General features: G+C 59.0%; 17 protein-coding genes, 1 other RNA gene and 1 riboswitch. Of the genes, 7 read left to right on the top strand and 11 right to left on the bottom strand.

Annotation, left to right across the window (positions count from 1 at the left end; genetic code table 11):
- Positions 1-209: 209 nt before the first annotated feature.
- A complete protein-coding gene (pdxR, locus tag ACR0AM_RS18900) occupies positions 210-1,670 on the bottom strand; it encodes a MocR-like pyridoxine biosynthesis transcription factor PdxR (protein WP_480623708.1) in 1,461 nt (486 codons plus the stop codon).
- Positions 1,671-1,803: 133 nt separating this feature from the next.
- On the opposite strand from pdxR, the gene ACR0AM_RS18895 reads away from it, so the two are divergent.
- Positions 1,804-2,112 carry an ArsR/SmtB family transcription factor gene (locus tag ACR0AM_RS18895; protein ID WP_480623707.1) on the top strand — a complete coding sequence of 103 codons (309 nt, stop codon included), beginning with the start codon at positions 1,804-1,806 and terminating at the stop codon, positions 2,110-2,112.
- Positions 2,105-3,136, top strand: coding sequence for a permease (locus tag ACR0AM_RS18890; protein WP_480623706.1), 1,032 nt, complete (start codon positions 2,105-2,107; stop codon positions 3,134-3,136). The genes ACR0AM_RS18895 and ACR0AM_RS18890 overlap by 8 nt, the downstream gene beginning before the upstream one ends.
- 56 nt (positions 3,137-3,192) lie before the next feature.
- On the opposite strand, the gene ACR0AM_RS18885 is transcribed toward ACR0AM_RS18890, so the two are convergent.
- Together ACR0AM_RS18885 and ACR0AM_RS18880 are read right to left on the bottom strand one after the other, a co-directional pair.
- Complete coding sequence (locus ACR0AM_RS18885; RefSeq protein WP_267363610.1) at positions 3,193-3,582, bottom strand: hypothetical protein; 390 nt, start codon at positions 3,580-3,582, stop codon at positions 3,193-3,195.
- A gap of 51 nt (positions 3,583-3,633) precedes the next feature.
- Positions 3,634-4,395, bottom strand: a complete 762-nt coding sequence (locus ACR0AM_RS18880) for a DUF1013 domain-containing protein (protein ID WP_480474102.1) — start codon at positions 4,393-4,395, stop codon at positions 3,634-3,636.
- Positions 4,396-4,525: 130 nt separating this feature from the next.
- Here ACR0AM_RS18880 and ACR0AM_RS18875 point away from each other — a divergent pair, with 130 nt between their 5' ends.
- Positions 4,526-5,155, top strand: coding sequence for a ribonuclease T2 family protein (locus tag ACR0AM_RS18875; protein ID WP_480623705.1), 630 nt, complete (start codon positions 4,526-4,528; stop codon positions 5,153-5,155).
- On the opposite strand, the gene ACR0AM_RS18870 is transcribed toward ACR0AM_RS18875, so the two are convergent.
- Positions 5,152-5,649: a hypothetical protein gene (locus ACR0AM_RS18870; RefSeq protein WP_480607119.1), complete on the bottom strand. Its 498-nt coding sequence runs from the start codon at positions 5,647-5,649 to the stop codon at positions 5,152-5,154. The genes ACR0AM_RS18875 and ACR0AM_RS18870 overlap by 4 nt on opposite strands.
- 161 nt (positions 5,650-5,810) lie before the next feature.
- On the opposite strand from ACR0AM_RS18870, the gene ACR0AM_RS18865 reads away from it, so the two are divergent.
- Positions 5,811-6,659, top strand: coding sequence for a class I SAM-dependent methyltransferase (locus ACR0AM_RS18865; RefSeq protein WP_480623704.1), 849 nt, complete (start codon positions 5,811-5,813; stop codon positions 6,657-6,659).
- A gap of 59 nt (positions 6,660-6,718) precedes the next feature.
- On the opposite strand, the gene recR is transcribed toward ACR0AM_RS18865, so the two are convergent.
- The 3 genes from recR to ACR0AM_RS18850 form a co-directional block, all read right to left on the bottom strand.
- Complete coding sequence (recR, locus tag ACR0AM_RS18860; protein ID WP_480588744.1) at positions 6,719-7,312, bottom strand: recombination mediator RecR; 594 nt, start codon at positions 7,310-7,312, stop codon at positions 6,719-6,721.
- Between the two features lie 61 nt (positions 7,313-7,373).
- On the bottom strand, positions 7,374-7,727 hold the full coding sequence (locus tag ACR0AM_RS18855) for a YbaB/EbfC family nucleoid-associated protein (protein ID WP_209507712.1): 354 nt from the start codon (positions 7,725-7,727) through the stop codon (positions 7,374-7,376).
- 189 nt (positions 7,728-7,916) lie between these two features.
- Positions 7,917-9,680 (bottom strand): DNA polymerase III subunit gamma/tau, encoded by a 1,764-nt coding sequence (locus ACR0AM_RS18850; RefSeq protein ID WP_480623703.1) that lies wholly within the window; start codon positions 9,678-9,680, stop codon positions 7,917-7,919.
- A 172-nt stretch (positions 9,681-9,852) separates the two neighbouring features.
- Here ACR0AM_RS18850 and ACR0AM_RS18845 point away from each other — a divergent pair, with 172 nt between their 5' ends.
- Positions 9,853-10,365 carry a protein-tyrosine phosphatase family protein gene (locus tag ACR0AM_RS18845; protein ID WP_480623702.1) on the top strand — a complete coding sequence of 171 codons (513 nt, stop codon included), beginning with the start codon at positions 9,853-9,855 and terminating at the stop codon, positions 10,363-10,365.
- Here the strand turns inward: ACR0AM_RS18845 and ACR0AM_RS18840 are convergent.
- Positions 10,357-10,764 carry a hypothetical protein gene (locus ACR0AM_RS18840; protein ID WP_480623701.1) on the bottom strand — a complete coding sequence of 136 codons (408 nt, stop codon included), beginning with the start codon at positions 10,762-10,764 and terminating at the stop codon, positions 10,357-10,359. The two genes, ACR0AM_RS18845 and ACR0AM_RS18840, sit on opposite strands and share 9 nt — an antisense overlap.
- Before the next feature lie 91 nt (positions 10,765-10,855).
- Positions 10,856-11,074, bottom strand: a riboswitch (cobalamin riboswitch).
- Between the two features lie 132 nt (positions 11,075-11,206).
- Between ACR0AM_RS18840 and ACR0AM_RS18835 the strand changes: the two genes are divergently transcribed.
- Positions 11,207-12,064 (top strand): alpha/beta hydrolase family protein, encoded by an 858-nt coding sequence (locus tag ACR0AM_RS18835; RefSeq protein ID WP_480520946.1) that lies wholly within the window; start codon positions 11,207-11,209, stop codon positions 12,062-12,064.
- Positions 12,065-12,100: 36 nt separating this feature from the next.
- On the opposite strand, the gene rsgA is transcribed toward ACR0AM_RS18835, so the two are convergent.
- The 3 genes from rsgA to ACR0AM_RS18820 all read right to left on the bottom strand — a co-directional run bounded on the left by rsgA (position 12,101) and on the right by ACR0AM_RS18820 (position 15,294).
- Positions 12,101-13,129 (bottom strand): ribosome small subunit-dependent GTPase A, encoded by a 1,029-nt coding sequence (rsgA, locus tag ACR0AM_RS18830; protein WP_480623700.1) that lies wholly within the window; start codon positions 13,127-13,129, stop codon positions 12,101-12,103.
- A 158-nt stretch (positions 13,130-13,287) separates the two neighbouring features.
- Positions 13,288-13,386, bottom strand: an RNA gene (ffs, locus tag ACR0AM_RS18825) — signal recognition particle sRNA small type.
- 39 nt (positions 13,387-13,425) lie between these two features.
- The gene (locus tag ACR0AM_RS18820) at positions 13,426-15,294 is read right to left on the bottom strand and encodes a bifunctional 2',3'-cyclic-nucleotide 2'-phosphodiesterase/3'-nucleotidase (RefSeq protein ID WP_480623699.1); all 1,869 of its coding nucleotides are present in this window, start codon (positions 15,292-15,294) and stop codon (positions 13,426-13,428) included.
- Between the two features lie 183 nt (positions 15,295-15,477).
- Between ACR0AM_RS18820 and nudC the strand changes: the two genes are divergently transcribed.
- On the top strand, positions 15,478-16,461 hold the full coding sequence (gene nudC, locus ACR0AM_RS18815) for an NAD(+) diphosphatase (RefSeq protein ID WP_480623698.1): 984 nt from the start codon (positions 15,478-15,480) through the stop codon (positions 16,459-16,461).
- The last annotated feature ends 38 nt before the right edge of the window (positions 16,462-16,499 follow it).

The raw sequence follows: 16,499 nt of genomic DNA, 5'->3' as shown, positions 1-16,499 counted from the left end.
CGCAGAGCCAATGATCCCAAACGCATGTTCAATACCATGCATCTGCAAAACCTTAACAAAGGCCTCTTCCGTCGTCATCTTCATAGGGGTGCTCTCCAAGCAAGAGTGAGGAAACCGGGCACCGGGGCCCGGGGGTTGATATGGTTTTGGCGTAAGGGTGCGACCTGCGTTAGGGCCAGACGCGTCTGCGGAATATGTCCAGTGCGACCTCAGGCAGCCCGGATGGCTTCCGCGATAAGTTCGACGCCGGGGCCTATGCGGTTGGTCGAAATAGAAGAGTACCCGAGGCGGTAGAAGTTCTGCGGCCTGTCGGGCCCCGAGAAAAACGGAGCACCCGGCTCGATATGAACGCCCTGGTTCTGTAGTCGGAGCGCAAGCTGCGTTGTGTTGACGTGCTCAGGGGCCGACATCCACATTGATGAGCCGCCCATTACACCCCGCCCGGCCACTGTCAGCCCGCTTTCCTCGATGGCTTTGTCCATCGCATCGCGCCGCTCTTGCAGGGCTTTCGACATACGTCGGATCTGCGCGTCGTAATGGCCCAATGACAGAAAATACGCTGCCGTGCGCTGAATATGACCCGGAGGGTGGCGCAGGACCAACGAGCGAAGCGCACGTGCTTCGCGGATGAAAGGTTCGGACCCGACCATATATCCAAGCCGCAATCCCGGGAACAGCGATTTGGAAAAACTGCCCACGTAAATCACGCGCCCATCCCGATCCATGGACTTGAGTGCAGGCGAAGGTGCGCTGCGAAAGGCCATCTCGAATTCATAGTCGTCCTCGACAACCATTGCATCCAGATCGCGTGCCCGATCCAGTAGCTTGTTGCGGCGGTCGACCGGCATCGTCGCGGTTGTCGGGCTTTGATGGCTGGGGGTGGTAAAGATGACATCCGCTTCGTCGGGGATCGCCTCCGGTGGCAAGCCGTCGCGATCGACGCTCAGGGGCGTCACAGCGCAGTCCCAGTGGTTCAAAAGACTTCGCAGCGCGTAGTAGCAGGGATCTTCGATTACGGCCGTGCGATTGTGAGTCAGCAAAATGCGAGAGGCCAGCCAAAGCGCGTTCTGCGCGCCCAGGGTGATCAAGATCTCTTCGGGGCGGGCAACGATACCACGGCGCGGCAGGGTGTGGCGCGCGATGAACTCGATCAACAACGGATCATCCTGATCCACGTAATCCCCTGTCAGCGAATCGAAGTCTTTGTGCCCCAAGGCGCGAACCGCGCACAATCTCCAGTTGGCGTGATCAAACAGGGTCCGGTCGGCCTGACCGTAGATGAACGGATAGCGGTATTCGCGCCAGTTGCTGGGTTTCGGCAGGACGTCGCTGTCCAGAAAGCGGCGCGCCAGTGCCCTGTCCCAGTCGACAGATTCCGTGCCGCGCTGCACGGGCGAGTATTTGGGCGGAACCGGCGCGTTATGCGAGACGTAATATCCTGACCGGCCCTTTGCCGTCAGATAATCATTGGCCAGCAACTCGGTATAAGCCAGCGTCACCGTGATGCGGCTGACGCCCAGATGTGCGGCCAGCTTTCGCGAGGATGGCAGTTTTTCCCCCACGTGAAAGCGACCGGACAGAATGCCCTCGGCAATCATCTGCTGGATCTGGGCCTGCAACGTGCCCTGACCGTTGAGCTCAAGAAAGAATGTTTCGACCGATATCCCCATGCCTGCTTATAGGTTGGACTTAAGGCAGGGGCAATCTGGACTTACAGTGTCATGAAAAATTTTCCCAAGGTGGGTTGACCAGGGTCCTTTGTGAAACTACAAAACTAGAGATCTAGTTTAATGGAGGCAACTCATGTGGGAAACTGCTGCTGCCGGATTTTCCGCCATGGGTTCGGAAGCCCGGCTGAAAGTTCTCAAGACACTGGTGCGGGCTGGTGAGGCCGGTCTGACCGTTGGCGAAATCCAGAACCGGACGGGGATTGCCCCGTCGACTTTGGCGCACCACCTGCGGTTTCTTGCAGCCGGAGGTGTGGTTGAGCAGGAAAAGATCGGTCGCACCACGATCAACCGGGCCTGTTATGACGAATTGAAGACGCTGGCGCAGTTCATTCTTTGCGAATGCTGCGCTGACGCGGTTGGAAAGGCGGCCAACGATGGCTGAATTGACGCAATCCCCCCGAACGACCGCCAAAGGTGCGCTTGAGATGATCAAGACGCCCTGGGCATTGATCGTCGCCATTCTTGTGGCGGTGGCCGTTCTCGACCCCGGCAACCTGACTGAGGTTGTGAGTTTTGCAGTCAGGGCCTTGGCGCATACAGGACAATACATCCTGTTTGCCGTGCTTCTGTTGTCATATCTCAAGGCAACCGGGGCCGAAGTGATGGTGGCGCGCGACTTTGAAGGGCGCGAGACCCGGATGATCTTTCTGGCCGCCCTGTTCGGCGGACTCGCACCATTTTGTTCTTGCGAAGTCATTCCCTTTATTGCAGGCCTGCTTGCACTCGGAGCGCCGCTGTCGGCCGTTATGGCGTTCTGGCTCAGCTCGCCATTGATCGACCCGCCGACGCTTTTGATTACGGCCGCCGCGCTGGGATGGCCCTTTGCCATCGGTAAGGCGGTTGCCGCCGTTGCGCTTGGCCTGTTCGGCGGGTTCGCGGTTCGGTTGCTGATGCGGCAGGGGGCATTTGCCCAGCCCTTGCGCGAATACAAACCTGCCGGGTGTTGCGGATGTGGTCCGAAAGCGGATGACAAGCCGGTCTGGAAGTTCTGGCAAGAGCCTGAACGCCGGGTTCGGTTCCGTTCGGAATTCGTGCACAACGGGCTGTTCCTGCTGAAGTGGCTGGCACTGGCCTATGTGCTCGAAGCTTTGTTGGTCAACTATGTGCCTGCGGACCTGATCGCTGGCGTCGTTGGCGGAGAAGGCGTGCTGCCGATCATCGTTGCCGCGCTGGTGGGGATGCCGGCCTATCTGAACTCTTACGTCGCGCCGCCGCTGCTGGCGGGTCTGGTCGATCAGGGCATGACCGCAGGGGCTGCGATGTCGTTCATGGTTGCGGGTGCCGTCAGTTCCATACCGGCGATGGCCGCAGTCTGGTCATTGGTCAAACCGCGCGTGTTTGCCGCCTACCTGAGCCTTGGTGTGGGGGGCGCAATAGTCGCAGGCATCATCTTTCAGGTGGTATGAACGAAAAAGCCGCCCGGTGTCAGCATCGGGCGGCCTTGTTTTGTCTGAAATTTCGATCAACCGGATTCGCAGAGACGGGGCAGTTTGAACCGATACCGGGCTTCGCCGCTTTTGACGTAGATGCGTTTTTCCACGCAGGCCGTCGTTCCAACGGTTTGTGAAATCTGCGACTCGGTCGACGTAATCGACGTGGCCGATCCATCGGGCAGGCGAACCGAGGCTACGACGCCGTTCTTCAGGTCCCCGTTCACCGGGGTTGCGGACAGAACCGGTACGATCAGGAAAGCCTCGTGCTCGTGTTCGCCTTCGTCCCCCAGCAGAAACAAGGTGGTGACGATGGCGATCATGACAACACCACCCGCCAGACCCAGCCCCCATGTCCTGAGAAAGGCGTAGATCGTTACGGCGCGGTGCGGGCCGAAAATCGCAGAAAGAATGCTCAGCATGACAAGTCCGTCAAAAAAGCCCCAGCCGTTCCGACCGGGGCTGATTGTCTGTTACAGACGAGGATCATCCTCGTCTTCATCATCCGCCCCGCCTTTGGGCAGGTTGAAGAAACTGTCGGCGTCGATGATAGGCTCGTCGTCTTTGTCATCCGACCGATCATCGGACAGCGAGAAGGTTTCCAGACCTTCGATCGCGGTCGGGATTTTCGGCGCAGCGTCCATTTCCAGCGACTGCTCGGTCGAAACCAGCTTGCGACGCTCGTCATCGCTCATCACGCCGCCTTCGGCCGCTTTCTTGGCAGCTGCCTTCTGCACGATCGCATCCAGTTCGGACTGTTTGCACAGGCCCAACGCAACCGGGTCGATCGGCTGCATGTTCGAGATGTTCCAGTGGGTGCGCTCGCGGATCGACTGGATGGTCGGCTTGGTGGTGCCAACCAGCTTGGCGATCTGGCCGTCGCTGAGTTCGGGGTGGAACTTGACCAGCCACAGGATCGAGTTCGGACGGTCCTGACGCTTGGACAGCGGGGTATAACGCGGGCCACGGCGCTTTTCTTCGCCGGATGCCGCCGGGTTGAACTTGAGCTTCAGCTTGTGCAGGTGGTTGTTCTGCGCGGCGTCGATCTCATCCTGGGTCAGCTGGTTGTTTGCGATTGGGTCAAAGCCCTTTACGCCTGCGGCCACATCGCCATCGGCGATACCCTGCACTTCCAGTTCGTGCATTCCTACGAAATCCGCGATCTGCTTGAAGCTGATCGTGGTGTTGTCCACCAGCCATACGGCGGTTGCCTTGGCCATAAGCGGTTTTGCCATCAGCCCGTCTCCTATACATACATCTTTCCCGTCGCCGGAATTCGGCGGCCCCTTGGTCTTGGGGCAGGTTTCCGTTGTCGGGGAACTTGGCCCGTATATAGTCGCCACGCAGCAAGAAGGGAAGAGGCGAATGCGCTGGGTCGTATTGTGGGTCTTCAGCGCGATGACAGCGCTGGCCGAAGGTGAAAAAGCAGGTGAGTTCGAATATTACGTCCTGTCGCTTAGCTGGTCGCCCAATTGGTGCGCCCGTGAAGGGGACGCGCGCGGGTCAGACCAATGTGACGACCGGCACGACCACGGATGGATCCTGCACGGGCTCTGGCCGCAATTTCATCAGGGCTGGCCATCCTTCTGCCGCTCGCCCGAGGCGCCGCCAACACGCCGCATGACGCGGGAAATGGAAGATATTCAGGGTAGTGCGGGCCTTGCATGGCATCAGTGGAAGAAACACGGCACCTGTTCGGGGCTATCTGCGCCCGACTATTTCGCCCTGTCCCGGCGTGCCTATGATGCTGTCGAACGCCCGCAGGTCTTCCGCAAACTGGACGCATCCGTCAAACTGCCGGCTTCGGTGGTCGAGGATGCGTTTTTGAAAGCCAATCCAGAGCTGGAGCGCGATATGATCACGGTCACCTGCAAACAGGGCTATATCGAAGAGGTCCGCCTATGCCTGTCGCGCGACCTTGATCCGGTGCCATGCGGCCGCGATGTGATCCGCGACTGCACTGCCAAGGACGCGCTGTTCGATCCGATTCGTTAAAGCTTTTTGTTCTGGCAGTCCCGCGCATAGTCCAGCGCCTTGGCGGTGCCTTTCAGATCAATCGCCATCACCACCTCGCCTGCGGGATTGTAAACCGTCATCGTCTTGTTCTGGGCAATCGCGGTGACGAAATTCCGGTCGGTAAAAAACACCGTCGCACCGGGCACTTTGCGTTCATTGAACCCGATAGCGGTTGCGTCAAAGCTCTTGCCGTCCAGTTCGAACCGGATGGGATAGCTTTTCCCCTGTTCAATATTGCCCCAGGCCTTGTTGTAAACGGCAAAATACCCGCGATTGTCCAACGCGTCATAGCCCAGCCGCACGACCGAGAGGTCCTGATAGACCGTCTGGATCAGGCACCCGTTCCCAAGCGCGGGGTCCATCATAATGTTCCAGCCTTCGACGAAGCCCTTGTCGACCAGTTCCTGCGACAGGGCAGCGGTTGCGGTGAAGGCGGCGAAGGTAAAGGCGAGAAGGCGGGTCAAGTTAAGCACTCCCAACTAAAAAATGTGGTTGGCTGTATCTAACTGTAACTCGGTTTCAGGCAAACAGTATTCTCTGAAACCTAGTCCAGATGCTTCAGCAGTCTCAAAGTACGACAGTTTTGCGCGGCAACTATGCTACAGTGATTGCGTTCAAGAATGTGAGAAACGCTATGACTGCCAACAAAGCGCAGGCGGATTACTGGAGTTCAGCTCCGGGACTTCAGTGGATCAGGTTCGAAGAAGAACTGGACGCTGTTTTTGAAGCGGTGGACCAAGAACTCATCCGGCGAGCGGGTGATATCCATGATGCGGATGTACTTGATGTTGGTTGCGGAACCGGCGCCACGAGCCGTGCTTTTGCGAAAAAGCTGACCCCAAATGGAACACTGACGGCGCTGGATATTTCCAAACCGCTCTTGGAGCACGCTCAAAAGAAAGCTGGAAAACTTACTGTAAAATCAAAGTATTTTTTGATGGACGCGCAACAAGGTGCGATCCCAAGCGCGCCATTTGATCTTGTGATTTCGCGCTTTGGCGTCATGTTCTTTTCCGATCCGAACGCTGCGTTTGCCAATATACGAAAGCACATGCGGGCGCGGGGGCGTTTGATTGTAGCGGCTTGGGCTCCAATGGCAATAAACCCTTGGTTCGATGCTCCGTGCAAAGCGGCAGTTTCACGTTTGGGTCCACCTGATCCTGCTGATCCCAACGCACCGGGACCGCTGGGTTTTCAGGATATCGATTACGTTGTCGATGTGTTGAAAAAAGCAGGATTCAGAAATGTGACAGGAGAAGTTTCGGCGATCACACTAAAACATCAAGGACCGCTCAAAAAAGTTGCTGACTTGGCTTCCAACATAGGACCAGCAGCGCGAATTCTAAAAAAGTATTGTGGAACGGATGCGGATGTCGCGGCAATACAAGAAGCCGTTATGGAAAAATTCAGGGTATTCGAGAAGCCGGAGGGCGTGGGTATTCCCGCAAAGTTAAACTTTTTTGAAGCAGTTAACCCTGGATAAGCTTACAAAAGACAGCCAGGAGACAGACACGTACATTTGGTGTAACACCCCACGTCAGTCTACAATTCCTTACGCGCCCTGAGCGCCGCCGTGATCGTCCCGTCATCCAGATAATCCAACTCTCCGCCGATGGGCACGCCTTGCGCCAGTGAGGTCAGGCGCACCTGGCCTTCCAGCTGATCCGCGATGTAATGGGCGGTGGTCTGGCCGTCGACGGTGGCGTTCAGGGCAAGGATCACTTCGGTGATCCCTTCGGCCAGGACCCGATCCCTGAGGCGGGGAATGCGCAGCTCGTCCGGGCCGACCCCGTCCAGTGCAGACAGCGTGCCACCCAGCACGTGATAGCGGCCCTTGAAGACCCCTGACCGCTCCATCGCCCAGAGGTCGGCGACGTCTTCGACCACGCAGAGTTCGCCGGTCGCTCGGGCCTCGCTATTGCATATGTCACAGATATCCGTGGTGCCCACATTGCCGCAATTCAGGCATTCGCGGGCGGTGACGGCCACTTGCTGCATGGCGTCTGACAGGGGCGTCAGCAGCAGAGCGCGTTTGCGGATCAGGTGCAGCACCGCGCGGCGGGCCGAGCGCGGGCCCAGCCCCGGCAGTTTGGCCATCAGATCGATCAGATTGTCGATTTCGCTGTTCGTTCCCATGGCCTGTCCTGCTTTGCACCGGAGGAAGCCTCCGGCGGGAGTATTTGGGAAAAGATGAAGCTCAGAACGGTAGCTTGATGTCTTTGGGCAGGCCCATGCTTTCGGTCAGCTTGCCCATCTCTTCCTGTGAACGTTCGGCAGCTTTGGCCTGAGCGTCTTTGATGGCGGCCAGGATCAGGTCTTCGACCACTTCCTTGTCGTCGCCGTTGAAGATGGACGGGTCGATGTCCAGCCCCTTGAGTTCACCCTTGGCTGTGGCCGTTGCCTTGACCAGCCCTGCACCGGATTCGCCGACAACCATCATGTTGTTCAGCTCTTCCTGCATTTCGGTCATCTTGGTTTGCAGGTCTTGTGCGGATTTCATCATCTTTGCCATGTCGCCCAGTCCGCCAAGCCCGCCGAGTCCTTTCAGCATCAGTCGTCTCCTGTGTTTCTGTTTGGTTCTAAATACGGACCGCAGGCAGGCGGCACAAGAGGTCTCCCGCCTGTCCAGATCAGAGCGTCGCCGGCCGATCATTTATGCGCCCGCATTCCCTCCCTCAGTTTCATCGTGAAAGGGGGTGAGTATGCCGGTTTCCTGAAACTTGGACCCACGGGCCTGGGGCTAATCCTCTTCGAAGGGGTCCCATTCATCTTCGACTTCGGGAAGGGCCTCGGTCTCAACCTTGGCGGCACGCTGTTCAGGTGTTTCGATCCGAATGATCTTTGCCTTGGGGAATTGCGTCAGCACGGCCTGAACCAGCGGGTGCTCTTCGGCCTCGGCTTTCAGGGCTATTTCGGCCCGGTCCCGCACTTCCGCGATGGTCGCCGCATCCCCGTCCGAGACAATGGAGACGGCCCACCGATTGCCAGTCCAGCGTTGCAGGGCAGAGCCCAATCGCGACGCCAGATCCGACGGTGCCTGAGGCGTCGGGGTGAATTCGATCCGGCCGGGCTGGTACGACACAAGGCGCATGCCGCTTTCCACCTCGACAAGCAGTTTCACATCGCGGTTTGTGCGGATCAGTTCCACCACATGTCCGAAGGTTGGATAGCGGGCCAGGGCCGTCTGGGCATCCTGCGCCAGCGCGGCAACCGGTGCGCCACCCGCGCCGCGCGGGGGCGATGCATAGGCAGGCGGCGGGGTCGCGTTGGATTGCGTTGCCACCGGGGCCTGCCGGGACATTGACATGCCCCCGCCCGGCCCGCCGGGTGGCGAAGGTGGGGCGTCTTGCAGCCGTTTGATCAGTTCTTCGGGGCTGGGCAAATCGGCGACATGTGTCAGTCGGATAACAGCCATTTCGGCGGCCATCATCGCGTTGGGCGCCGCAGAGACTTCCTCCAGCGCCTTCAGCAGCATCTGCCACATCCGGGTCAGAACCCGCATCGGCAAAGCCTCGGCCATGTGCTGGCCCCGTGTGCGTTCGTCGGGGGAAACCGTCGGGTCTTCGGCCGCGTCGGGTGTGATCTTTACGACGGACACCCAATGCGTGATTTCGGCCAGATCGCGCAGCACAGCCAGAGGGTCTGCGCCTTCCGCATATTGCCCGCTCAGTTCAGTAAGCGCTCCTGCCGCGTCACCGCGCAGGATCATGTCCATCAGGTCCAGAACACGACCTCGATCCGCTAGACCCAGCATCGCACGGACCTGATCTGCCGTCGTCTCACCGGCCCCGTGCGAGATTGCCTGATCGAGCAATGAGGTCGCGTCGCGGGCCGACCCTTCTGCAGCGCGGGTGATCAGCGCCAGTGCGTCGTCGGCAATCTGCGCGCCCTCGGCCCCGGCGATCTTGCGCAGCAGACCGATCATGTCTTCGGGCTCAATCCGGCGCAGGTCAAAGCGTTGACACCGCGACAGAACCGTGACTGGCACTTTGCGAATCTCGGTGGTCGCGAAGATGAACTTCACATGTGCGGGCGGTTCCTCGAGCGTCTTGAGCAGCGCGTTGAATGCGCTGGTCGAGAGCATGTGAACCTCGTCGATGATGTAGATCTTGTAGCGCGCGCTGGCTGCGCGATAGCGGACACTGTCGATGATCTCGCGGATATCGTTGACGCCGGTACGGCTGGCGGCATCCATTTCCATCACATCGACATGGCGGCCTTCCATGATCGCGATGCAATGCTCGCACTGACCGCAAGGCTCTGTTGTCGGCCCTCCGGTTCCATCCGGTCCGATACAGTTCATGCCCTTGGCGATGATCCGTGCCGTGGTGGTTTTACCCGTTCCGCGAATGCCGGTCATGACAAAGGCCTGCGCAATCCGGTCGGCTTCAAAAGCGTTTTTCAGGGTGCGCACCATGGCATCCTGACCCACCAGGTCGGCAAAGGTTTCCGGGCGGTATTTGCGGGCGAGAACCTGATAGGCGGGGCTGGGCGTGTCTGTCATGTCTACTCGCTCGGATTCGGTGCTTCGGCACAGCGTAGTGGCGGCGGCAGTCCGCGTCCACTGTGGGGCGTGATGATTTTTTGTTTCAGAAACGGGCTGGTTTCCAACTAAACTGGTCCAGCGGATTTAATGGCTCATTTCTTAAAGAGTACCTTGGGGGAGGACGCACTTCATGTCGCAGCTGGTCATTTTTGCTCTGCAGGTCGGAGGCGGAACGCTTGCCCTTACTTCAATGCCAGGGCGTGGCGGGGATTACGCCACCGATCTGGATACGATTGCGGCGTGGAAACCGGGCCTTGTGATTTCAATGACGACGGATGTCGAAATGCTTCAGGATGGCGCGCAGCACTTTGGCAGTGACATCCAAAGCCGGGCCAGCCGGTGGGTTCACCTGCCGATCGAAGATTTTGGAGCGCCAACGCAAGCGGTTCGGAAGGCCTGGCCAGAGGTCAGCGCCACCGCCCGACACGCACTGTCGGGCGGTGGCCGGGTCCTTGTACACTGCCGTGGGGGGTGCGGCAGGTCCGGGATGATTATTCTGCGACTGATGGTTGAATGCGGTGAACGCGCCAGCGACGCACTGGACCGCTTGCGGGCCGTGCGCCCCTGCGCTGTCGAAACCGATGCGCAGCTGGCCTGGGCGTCCCGGATCACCCCGGCACAGGTGGAAGTGGGATCAAGCTGAAAGCTGCTGTGGCGCGTAGCCGGTTTTTTGGGGGCGGATCGTTGAAACCTCGATCATGGCGCAAGGCAGGTTCGCGATGGTGCCCGAGGGCAGCGTGCTGAATGTAGGTCCAAAGATCAAATCAGCATAGGCATCCAGATCCCGAGTTGCCGTGTCAGGGTGTGTTCCACAGAAAATGCGAACGCTGTCGGATCGCGCTCTGATCGTTGCCATGCACCCTTCTGCGCAATGTGACAGCGCGCTGCTGCCTTCAAATTCGAAATCCTCGCTGGTGACCGAAACCGCCTGCGCCATGGCTTCCGAAATCGAGCGGGCCAGTCGCGCCAAAGCCGGGCAGGTTTTCCCTGTCCGCTGGCACACCGTTGCGCTGTATTCGTGTGATTTTGTCTTCCAGATCATCCTGCGCCCTCCGCGCGTGGTGGGCTGGAATATTGGGGCAGGTGGGACAGCATTTCGCCGTCAGGACCTGCCCGGACACCCCGCCCGAGTTTCGGTTTCAGTTCCGATGGCAGGTCTCCTGACTTGCGGGTCATTGCTCTGCCGACCTTCCCAGCCCATAGGCCAGTGGTATTTCGGCATTGCTTACCGCTTACAGTTGCGGGGGCAGTCGCGGACTTGGTTGATGTCTGTGTGACCAGACAAACCGCACCGTGTTCCCTTTTCATCCCGACCTCTTGTAGGGGCCGGAAACCATCACACAACCGCTAGCGTCTGATCGCGTTCCGAGTCAAGCCGATCTTTAGGCCGGACGTTTGGTCATGCTGGATGCGGATTATGTTCCGGCCTAGTGTCGTCGGCATTGAAGGCAGGCAAACCGATTGTTTCAGTGAAAGCCGGGATCATGTTGGATACGGAACAGACGGTGTTGATCGAAGATTTCAGCTTTCCGTCAGGGTCCGTGACCTTGTCGGCGCGGTTGTACCGGCCTGTGGGTGAGCCGGAAACCGTTGTTGTGCTGAACAGTGCTACAGGTGTGCCGCGTGACTATTATCGCCATTTTGCGCGATGGCTGGCTACCAAGCGGGGGATGGCTTGCCTGACCTATGACTATCGGGACTACGGGCTTTCGTTGGTCGGCCGCCTGAAAGACGCGCGTGCTACAATGGCGGATTGGGCATTGATCGATATGCCGGCGGCACGGGCCGAGATGCGCAGGCGGTTTCCAAAGGCGCAGCACTGGACCATCGGCCATTCGGTCGGTGCGATGCTGGGGCCGGTGCAGCCGGATATCAACCAGATTGACCGTATGATCTGTGTGTGTTCGGGGCTGGTGACTTTGAAAGATCACCCATGGCCCTATCGGGGGCTGGCGGGGCTGTTCTGGTATGGCCATGCACCGCTGATGGTGCGGGCGCTTGGCTATCTGCCTGGCAAAGCAATCGGGTTTGGCTCGGACCTGCCCGCCTCGGTCTACTGGCAATGGCGCAAATGGTGCACAGCTCCTCTTAGCTACGTTCCCGAGATCGGGCAGAATTTGCCTGATGCGCATTGGGGCAGTTCTGGAACAGCTGTGGATCTGTTCACGTTCGAAGACGACCAGATGGTTCCGCCCGAGGCGGTTTGGCGCCTTGCCGATCTGTATGGCCCCGGGGCCAGACGCCACCTTCTGAAGCCTGCCGAATTTGGGCTGCCGGAGATTGGTCACATAGGCGCATTTGCCCGGCGCAATGCAGCGGTCTGGCCGCGCCTGATCGCCTGATCAGACGCGACGCAGGTTTTCCATAACACCTTGCAGCTATGGCCGTTTGCGAAGCTTCTTGTCCTGCATGACACCGCGGACCATCTTGCCGAACGCCTTGTCCCGCGCCCGCGATTGCGCAACGGTTTCCGAGTTTCGCTGATCTTCGCGCCGCAGCTTGCGCCAACGGTCCAGCCGCGCCGGATCAAGAACGCCCTTGCCTATTGCGTTCTGCACGGCACAGCCGGGCTCGGTCTCGTGCTGACAATCCGAAAAGCGGCAGCTTTGGCCAAGCTCTGTGATGTCCGAGAACACGTTGTCGATTCCGTCCTGAGCGTCCAACAAACGCAATGCGCGCATTCCCGGCGTGTCGATCAGCCAGCCACCGTTACCCATCCGGTGCAACGCGCGCACCGTTGTCGTGTGCCTGCCCCGTGCGTCGTCTTCGCGAATTCCAGACGTGGCGAGGTTTTGATCCGTCATGGCGTTGCTGAGCGTCGTTTTACCCACGCCCGACGACCCGACCAGCGCGCCGGTCTGGCCTTTGGGGCACCATGCCAGAACCTTTTCGATATCTGCCGGGTCTAGCGCATTGATCGCCAGTACCGACAAAAAAGGGTCCAGAGATTGCACTTGTCCCGAGAAACTGCCGGGGTCATCCGACTGGTCAACTTTCGTCAGGACAACGACCGGATAACATCCGGCCTGATGTGCCAGCGCCAGATAACGTTCCAGCCGGGGCAGGTTGAAATCGGCGTTGCACGAGCTGACGATGAACAACACATCGACATTGGCTGCTATCAGTTGTGTTGCGGCACCTGTACCGGCAGCCCTGCGTTGCAGCAGGCTGCGCCGGTCCAGAATGTGACGCACGCGGTTTTCGGCGTCGGCAAGGACCCAATCCCCAACGGCATATGAACCGGTCGGATTATCCGGTGTCAGCAAAGGGATATCACCATCCGGGCTCAGCCCGATCAGACGGTCCCGATGTACCGATGCGATACGAAAGGGCGTGTCAGAAGGAAAAACCGCATGCTGCGCGGCAAAGTAAGAGGACCATCCCAGGTCCGAAAGCGTATAAGACATTTATCTGCCTGTTTTCAGAAACAGCAATGCCAACGGATGGCAAGCGCGCATCCGCAGGTCGTGTGTTCAGGCAGTCCGGTGATTCCGGTAAATCAGAACCAGTCTGCCCGAAGGGTTTTCACTACAATCATAAAGCCCTCCTGTGGCTGTGGTTCACGAAGTGAGAGGTTGGACATCGACCCAAGCGGGGCTCGTTGTGGCTGCTTCCTTCCGGACCTGACCAGGTTGGCGAGGCGCTCGCCCGCGCCAACCTCTCGAGTCCGGATATAGGGAAGGCATCGGGAAAAGACAACCCGTCAGAGCGTCAGGCGAATGCGTTCAAATCCCCTGCCATCCGAGCCCAGCAGCACGGGATCGAACCTGCGTAACTCATCCAGATATTTCAGGGCGCCCGGACCTGTTCGAAGAATTGTCGCCACGCCCCGCTGCGGCATCAGCGAGAACGGGTAGGGCTGCTTGGCGATCGGATCGGGCGGAAGGTGCTGTGACAGGTAATCCCGCACAAGGTCCTTGATGCTCAACGGTGGCAGGCTGATCAGCTCTGTCGTTGTCGCATGCGGAAAATGCCCGCCTCCGCTGGCGCGGTAATTGTTCAGCGCCATAACGAATATCTGCTCCGGTCGAACGGGATGGCCTGCATATGTCAGATCACTGATCCGCCTGTGGTCTGGATGGATCATTTTCCCCTGCGCATCGTATCGCGGCGGCTGTGTGGGGTCGATCTGATAAGACAGTCCAAACACGATGTCGAAATTGTACCCGGCCCGTTCAGGGTTGATCAGTTCGGGTTCGGAACCAGACTTTAACTGGTTGAATACGCTGGCTGACATCTCCAACCAGTCCAGCAGATGCGCACCGCTGATCCGGATTGCACGCAGCTCGTTTGGAAACACGTGCAGGTCCGCGACATGGCGTAGACATAGCTCTCCGGCGGGTACCTCGGTGTAATGGCGCGGGCCTGAGCGCCCGCCGGATTTGGCAGGCGAAACAACCGACAAAACCGGCAGATCCGCCAGGTTGGTTCCCTGCAAAAGCGGGCGCAGTGCGGCGGCTTGCGCTGCAGCTACAAGGGTCAGCCCGCGATCCGGCGCACAGCAACTGAAATAGCTGTGCAATGTATCCGGGATATGTGCCACTGGTGCCGCAACGGATTGACGGGTCATACGATGCGCCACCTCACACAGGACCGCAATTTCACTGTCATCCCCGACGGCTGTGCCGTTGCTGATAACCGGACGCAGTTCGACGCGGCTATCCCGGATTTGCACTTTGCCGTCCGGCCCGGCGGTCACGGCCAAATCGATAACCCCCAGGTAAGAGCCCGCTGATCCCGGCATGACAACGGGCGTCCCATGTACCAGCCCCGTCAGGTGATCGACCATCGGGGTATTGGCGTGACCCTCTCCTGGAAGTGTCAGGTGAGTGTGCCCGGCCACAATGGCATCGATGCCTTTGATCGCGGCTAAGGGTAGCACGGCGTTTTCCATCCCCGCCACCGGTCCGCTGCCCCCAAGGCCGGAATGAGCAAGCGCCACGATGATATCACACCCCTCGTCGCGCAATGTCTGCGTCAGGGACTTTGCCGCAAGCAGGATATCTTCGACGACGATATCGTCATCCAGATTATGTGCCTCCCAACAGGCCGTTTGCGGCGGAAGAACCGAGAAGATGCCGATGCGAACAGGAATGTCTTTACCGTTCAAAGACACAGTGCGGTTCAGAACGATATGCCGCTGCCAGGGCTGAGGTCCGCGCGTGCGATACAGGTTGCTGCAAATAACCGGGCAGGGGGCTTGCGTCAGGATGTTGTCCAATGTCGCCAGCCCGAACCCGAAATCATGGTTGCCCAGCCCGATCGCGTCATAATCCAGGGCTTCGAACGCCGTCATCATCGGATGGGCAGTGCCACTTTTTGCTGCCCAATCGCCCATTGGGGTTCCCTGCAACGAATCCCCGTTGTCAAACATCAGCACCAGCGCGTCCTTGGCCTCTTGCCGGGCTGCGCGGATCAGGCTGGCGGTGCGTGTCAATCCAATCGTCTGGTCTGGCGTGTCAGTGTAATAGTCAAAACCGGTCAGGTTCATATGCAGGTCGGTTGTGGCCAGAATGCGAATTTTCCCACTGTCACCAATGGGCTGTACCTGCGTCGAGGAGGGGATCTTCACTTTGAGTATTCTGCTATTGAATGTGTGTATTGATTAAATCCATCAAAATTCACTCTAGATGATTTTTCCGAGGCCACCATGCGGCTTTTCAGCGGCAGGGTGGTGGATTTTCTATCCCTGAATAGCCATTGCAACACAGGTCGAGACGTGGCAGCCCTGTGCGCAAGACCAAAAGGAAATCCAATGAAAAACGCAGAGCAGGTAACCTTCGGGGGTTCGGGCCTTGATCGGGCGGCGCAGTATCGCGGAGATGCGGACAAGCTGGCCAAGGCGATGCACAACCCGGCCGCCCGCTGTGTCTTGCTGTGGCGTGGAAAACTGCTGGTACAGGGTGAGGGGCTGGACCAGCTTGCCATGATCCCGATGACGCATCCGCTGATCAGCAGTGGTCCCGGTGGCGTCATTGAATCCCCGGTGTTTTTGGGTCTGAGCGCTGACAGCGCCCCCGTGTTTGCCGTTGATATTTCCGCATGGGCAGCCGAGGGGCTGGATCTGACCAGTCTGGGCGCCTTCGTGGACAAGTCCGAACAACAACACCCGGATTTACCGCAAGGCCACGTGTTTGCCGAACTGCGCCGGATCATGACACGGCTGTCGGCACGCGACGCGGAACTGGCGGCAACGTCAAAGGCAATAATCGGCTGGCATGAAACACATCGCTATTGCGCCCGATGCGGTGCCGCCAGCGAGGTGTCGCAGGGGGGATGGCAGCGCAGCTGCCCGTCCTGTGGCGGGCAGCACTTTCCACGCACCGATCCGGTTGTGATCATGTTGATCACGCATGGTGACAGCGTGCTGATGGGCCGGTCTCCTGGCTGGCCTGACGGGATGTTCTCCTTGCTGGCGGGATTTGTTGAGCCCGGCGAAACGCTTGAGGCAGCAGTGCGCCGCGAAGTGATGGAAGAGGCGGGCGTGCCGGTGGGTGCGGTTTCGTACCTGTCCAGTCAGCCCTGGCCGTTTCCGGCCTCATTGATGTTTGGGTGTGCAGGTGAGGCACTGTCGCGCGACATCGTGATCGACCCGGTCGAAATAGAAGAGGCGATGTGGGTCAGCAAATCCGAAATGATGCAGGCCTTTGCAGGCGATCATCCTAGGTTATTGCCAGCGCGCAAGGGGGCTATAGCTCATTTTCTTCTACAGAACTGGCTTGCAGATACTCTGGACTGAGGAAACATTGGCTCAGCAATTACGACAGCAAAGGTCAT

This window comes from Ruegeria sp. AD9 (assembly GCF_056542305.1).
The sequence above is the reverse complement of the archived record's forward strand: the minus strand, read 5'-3'. Positions and strand labels throughout refer to the sequence as shown.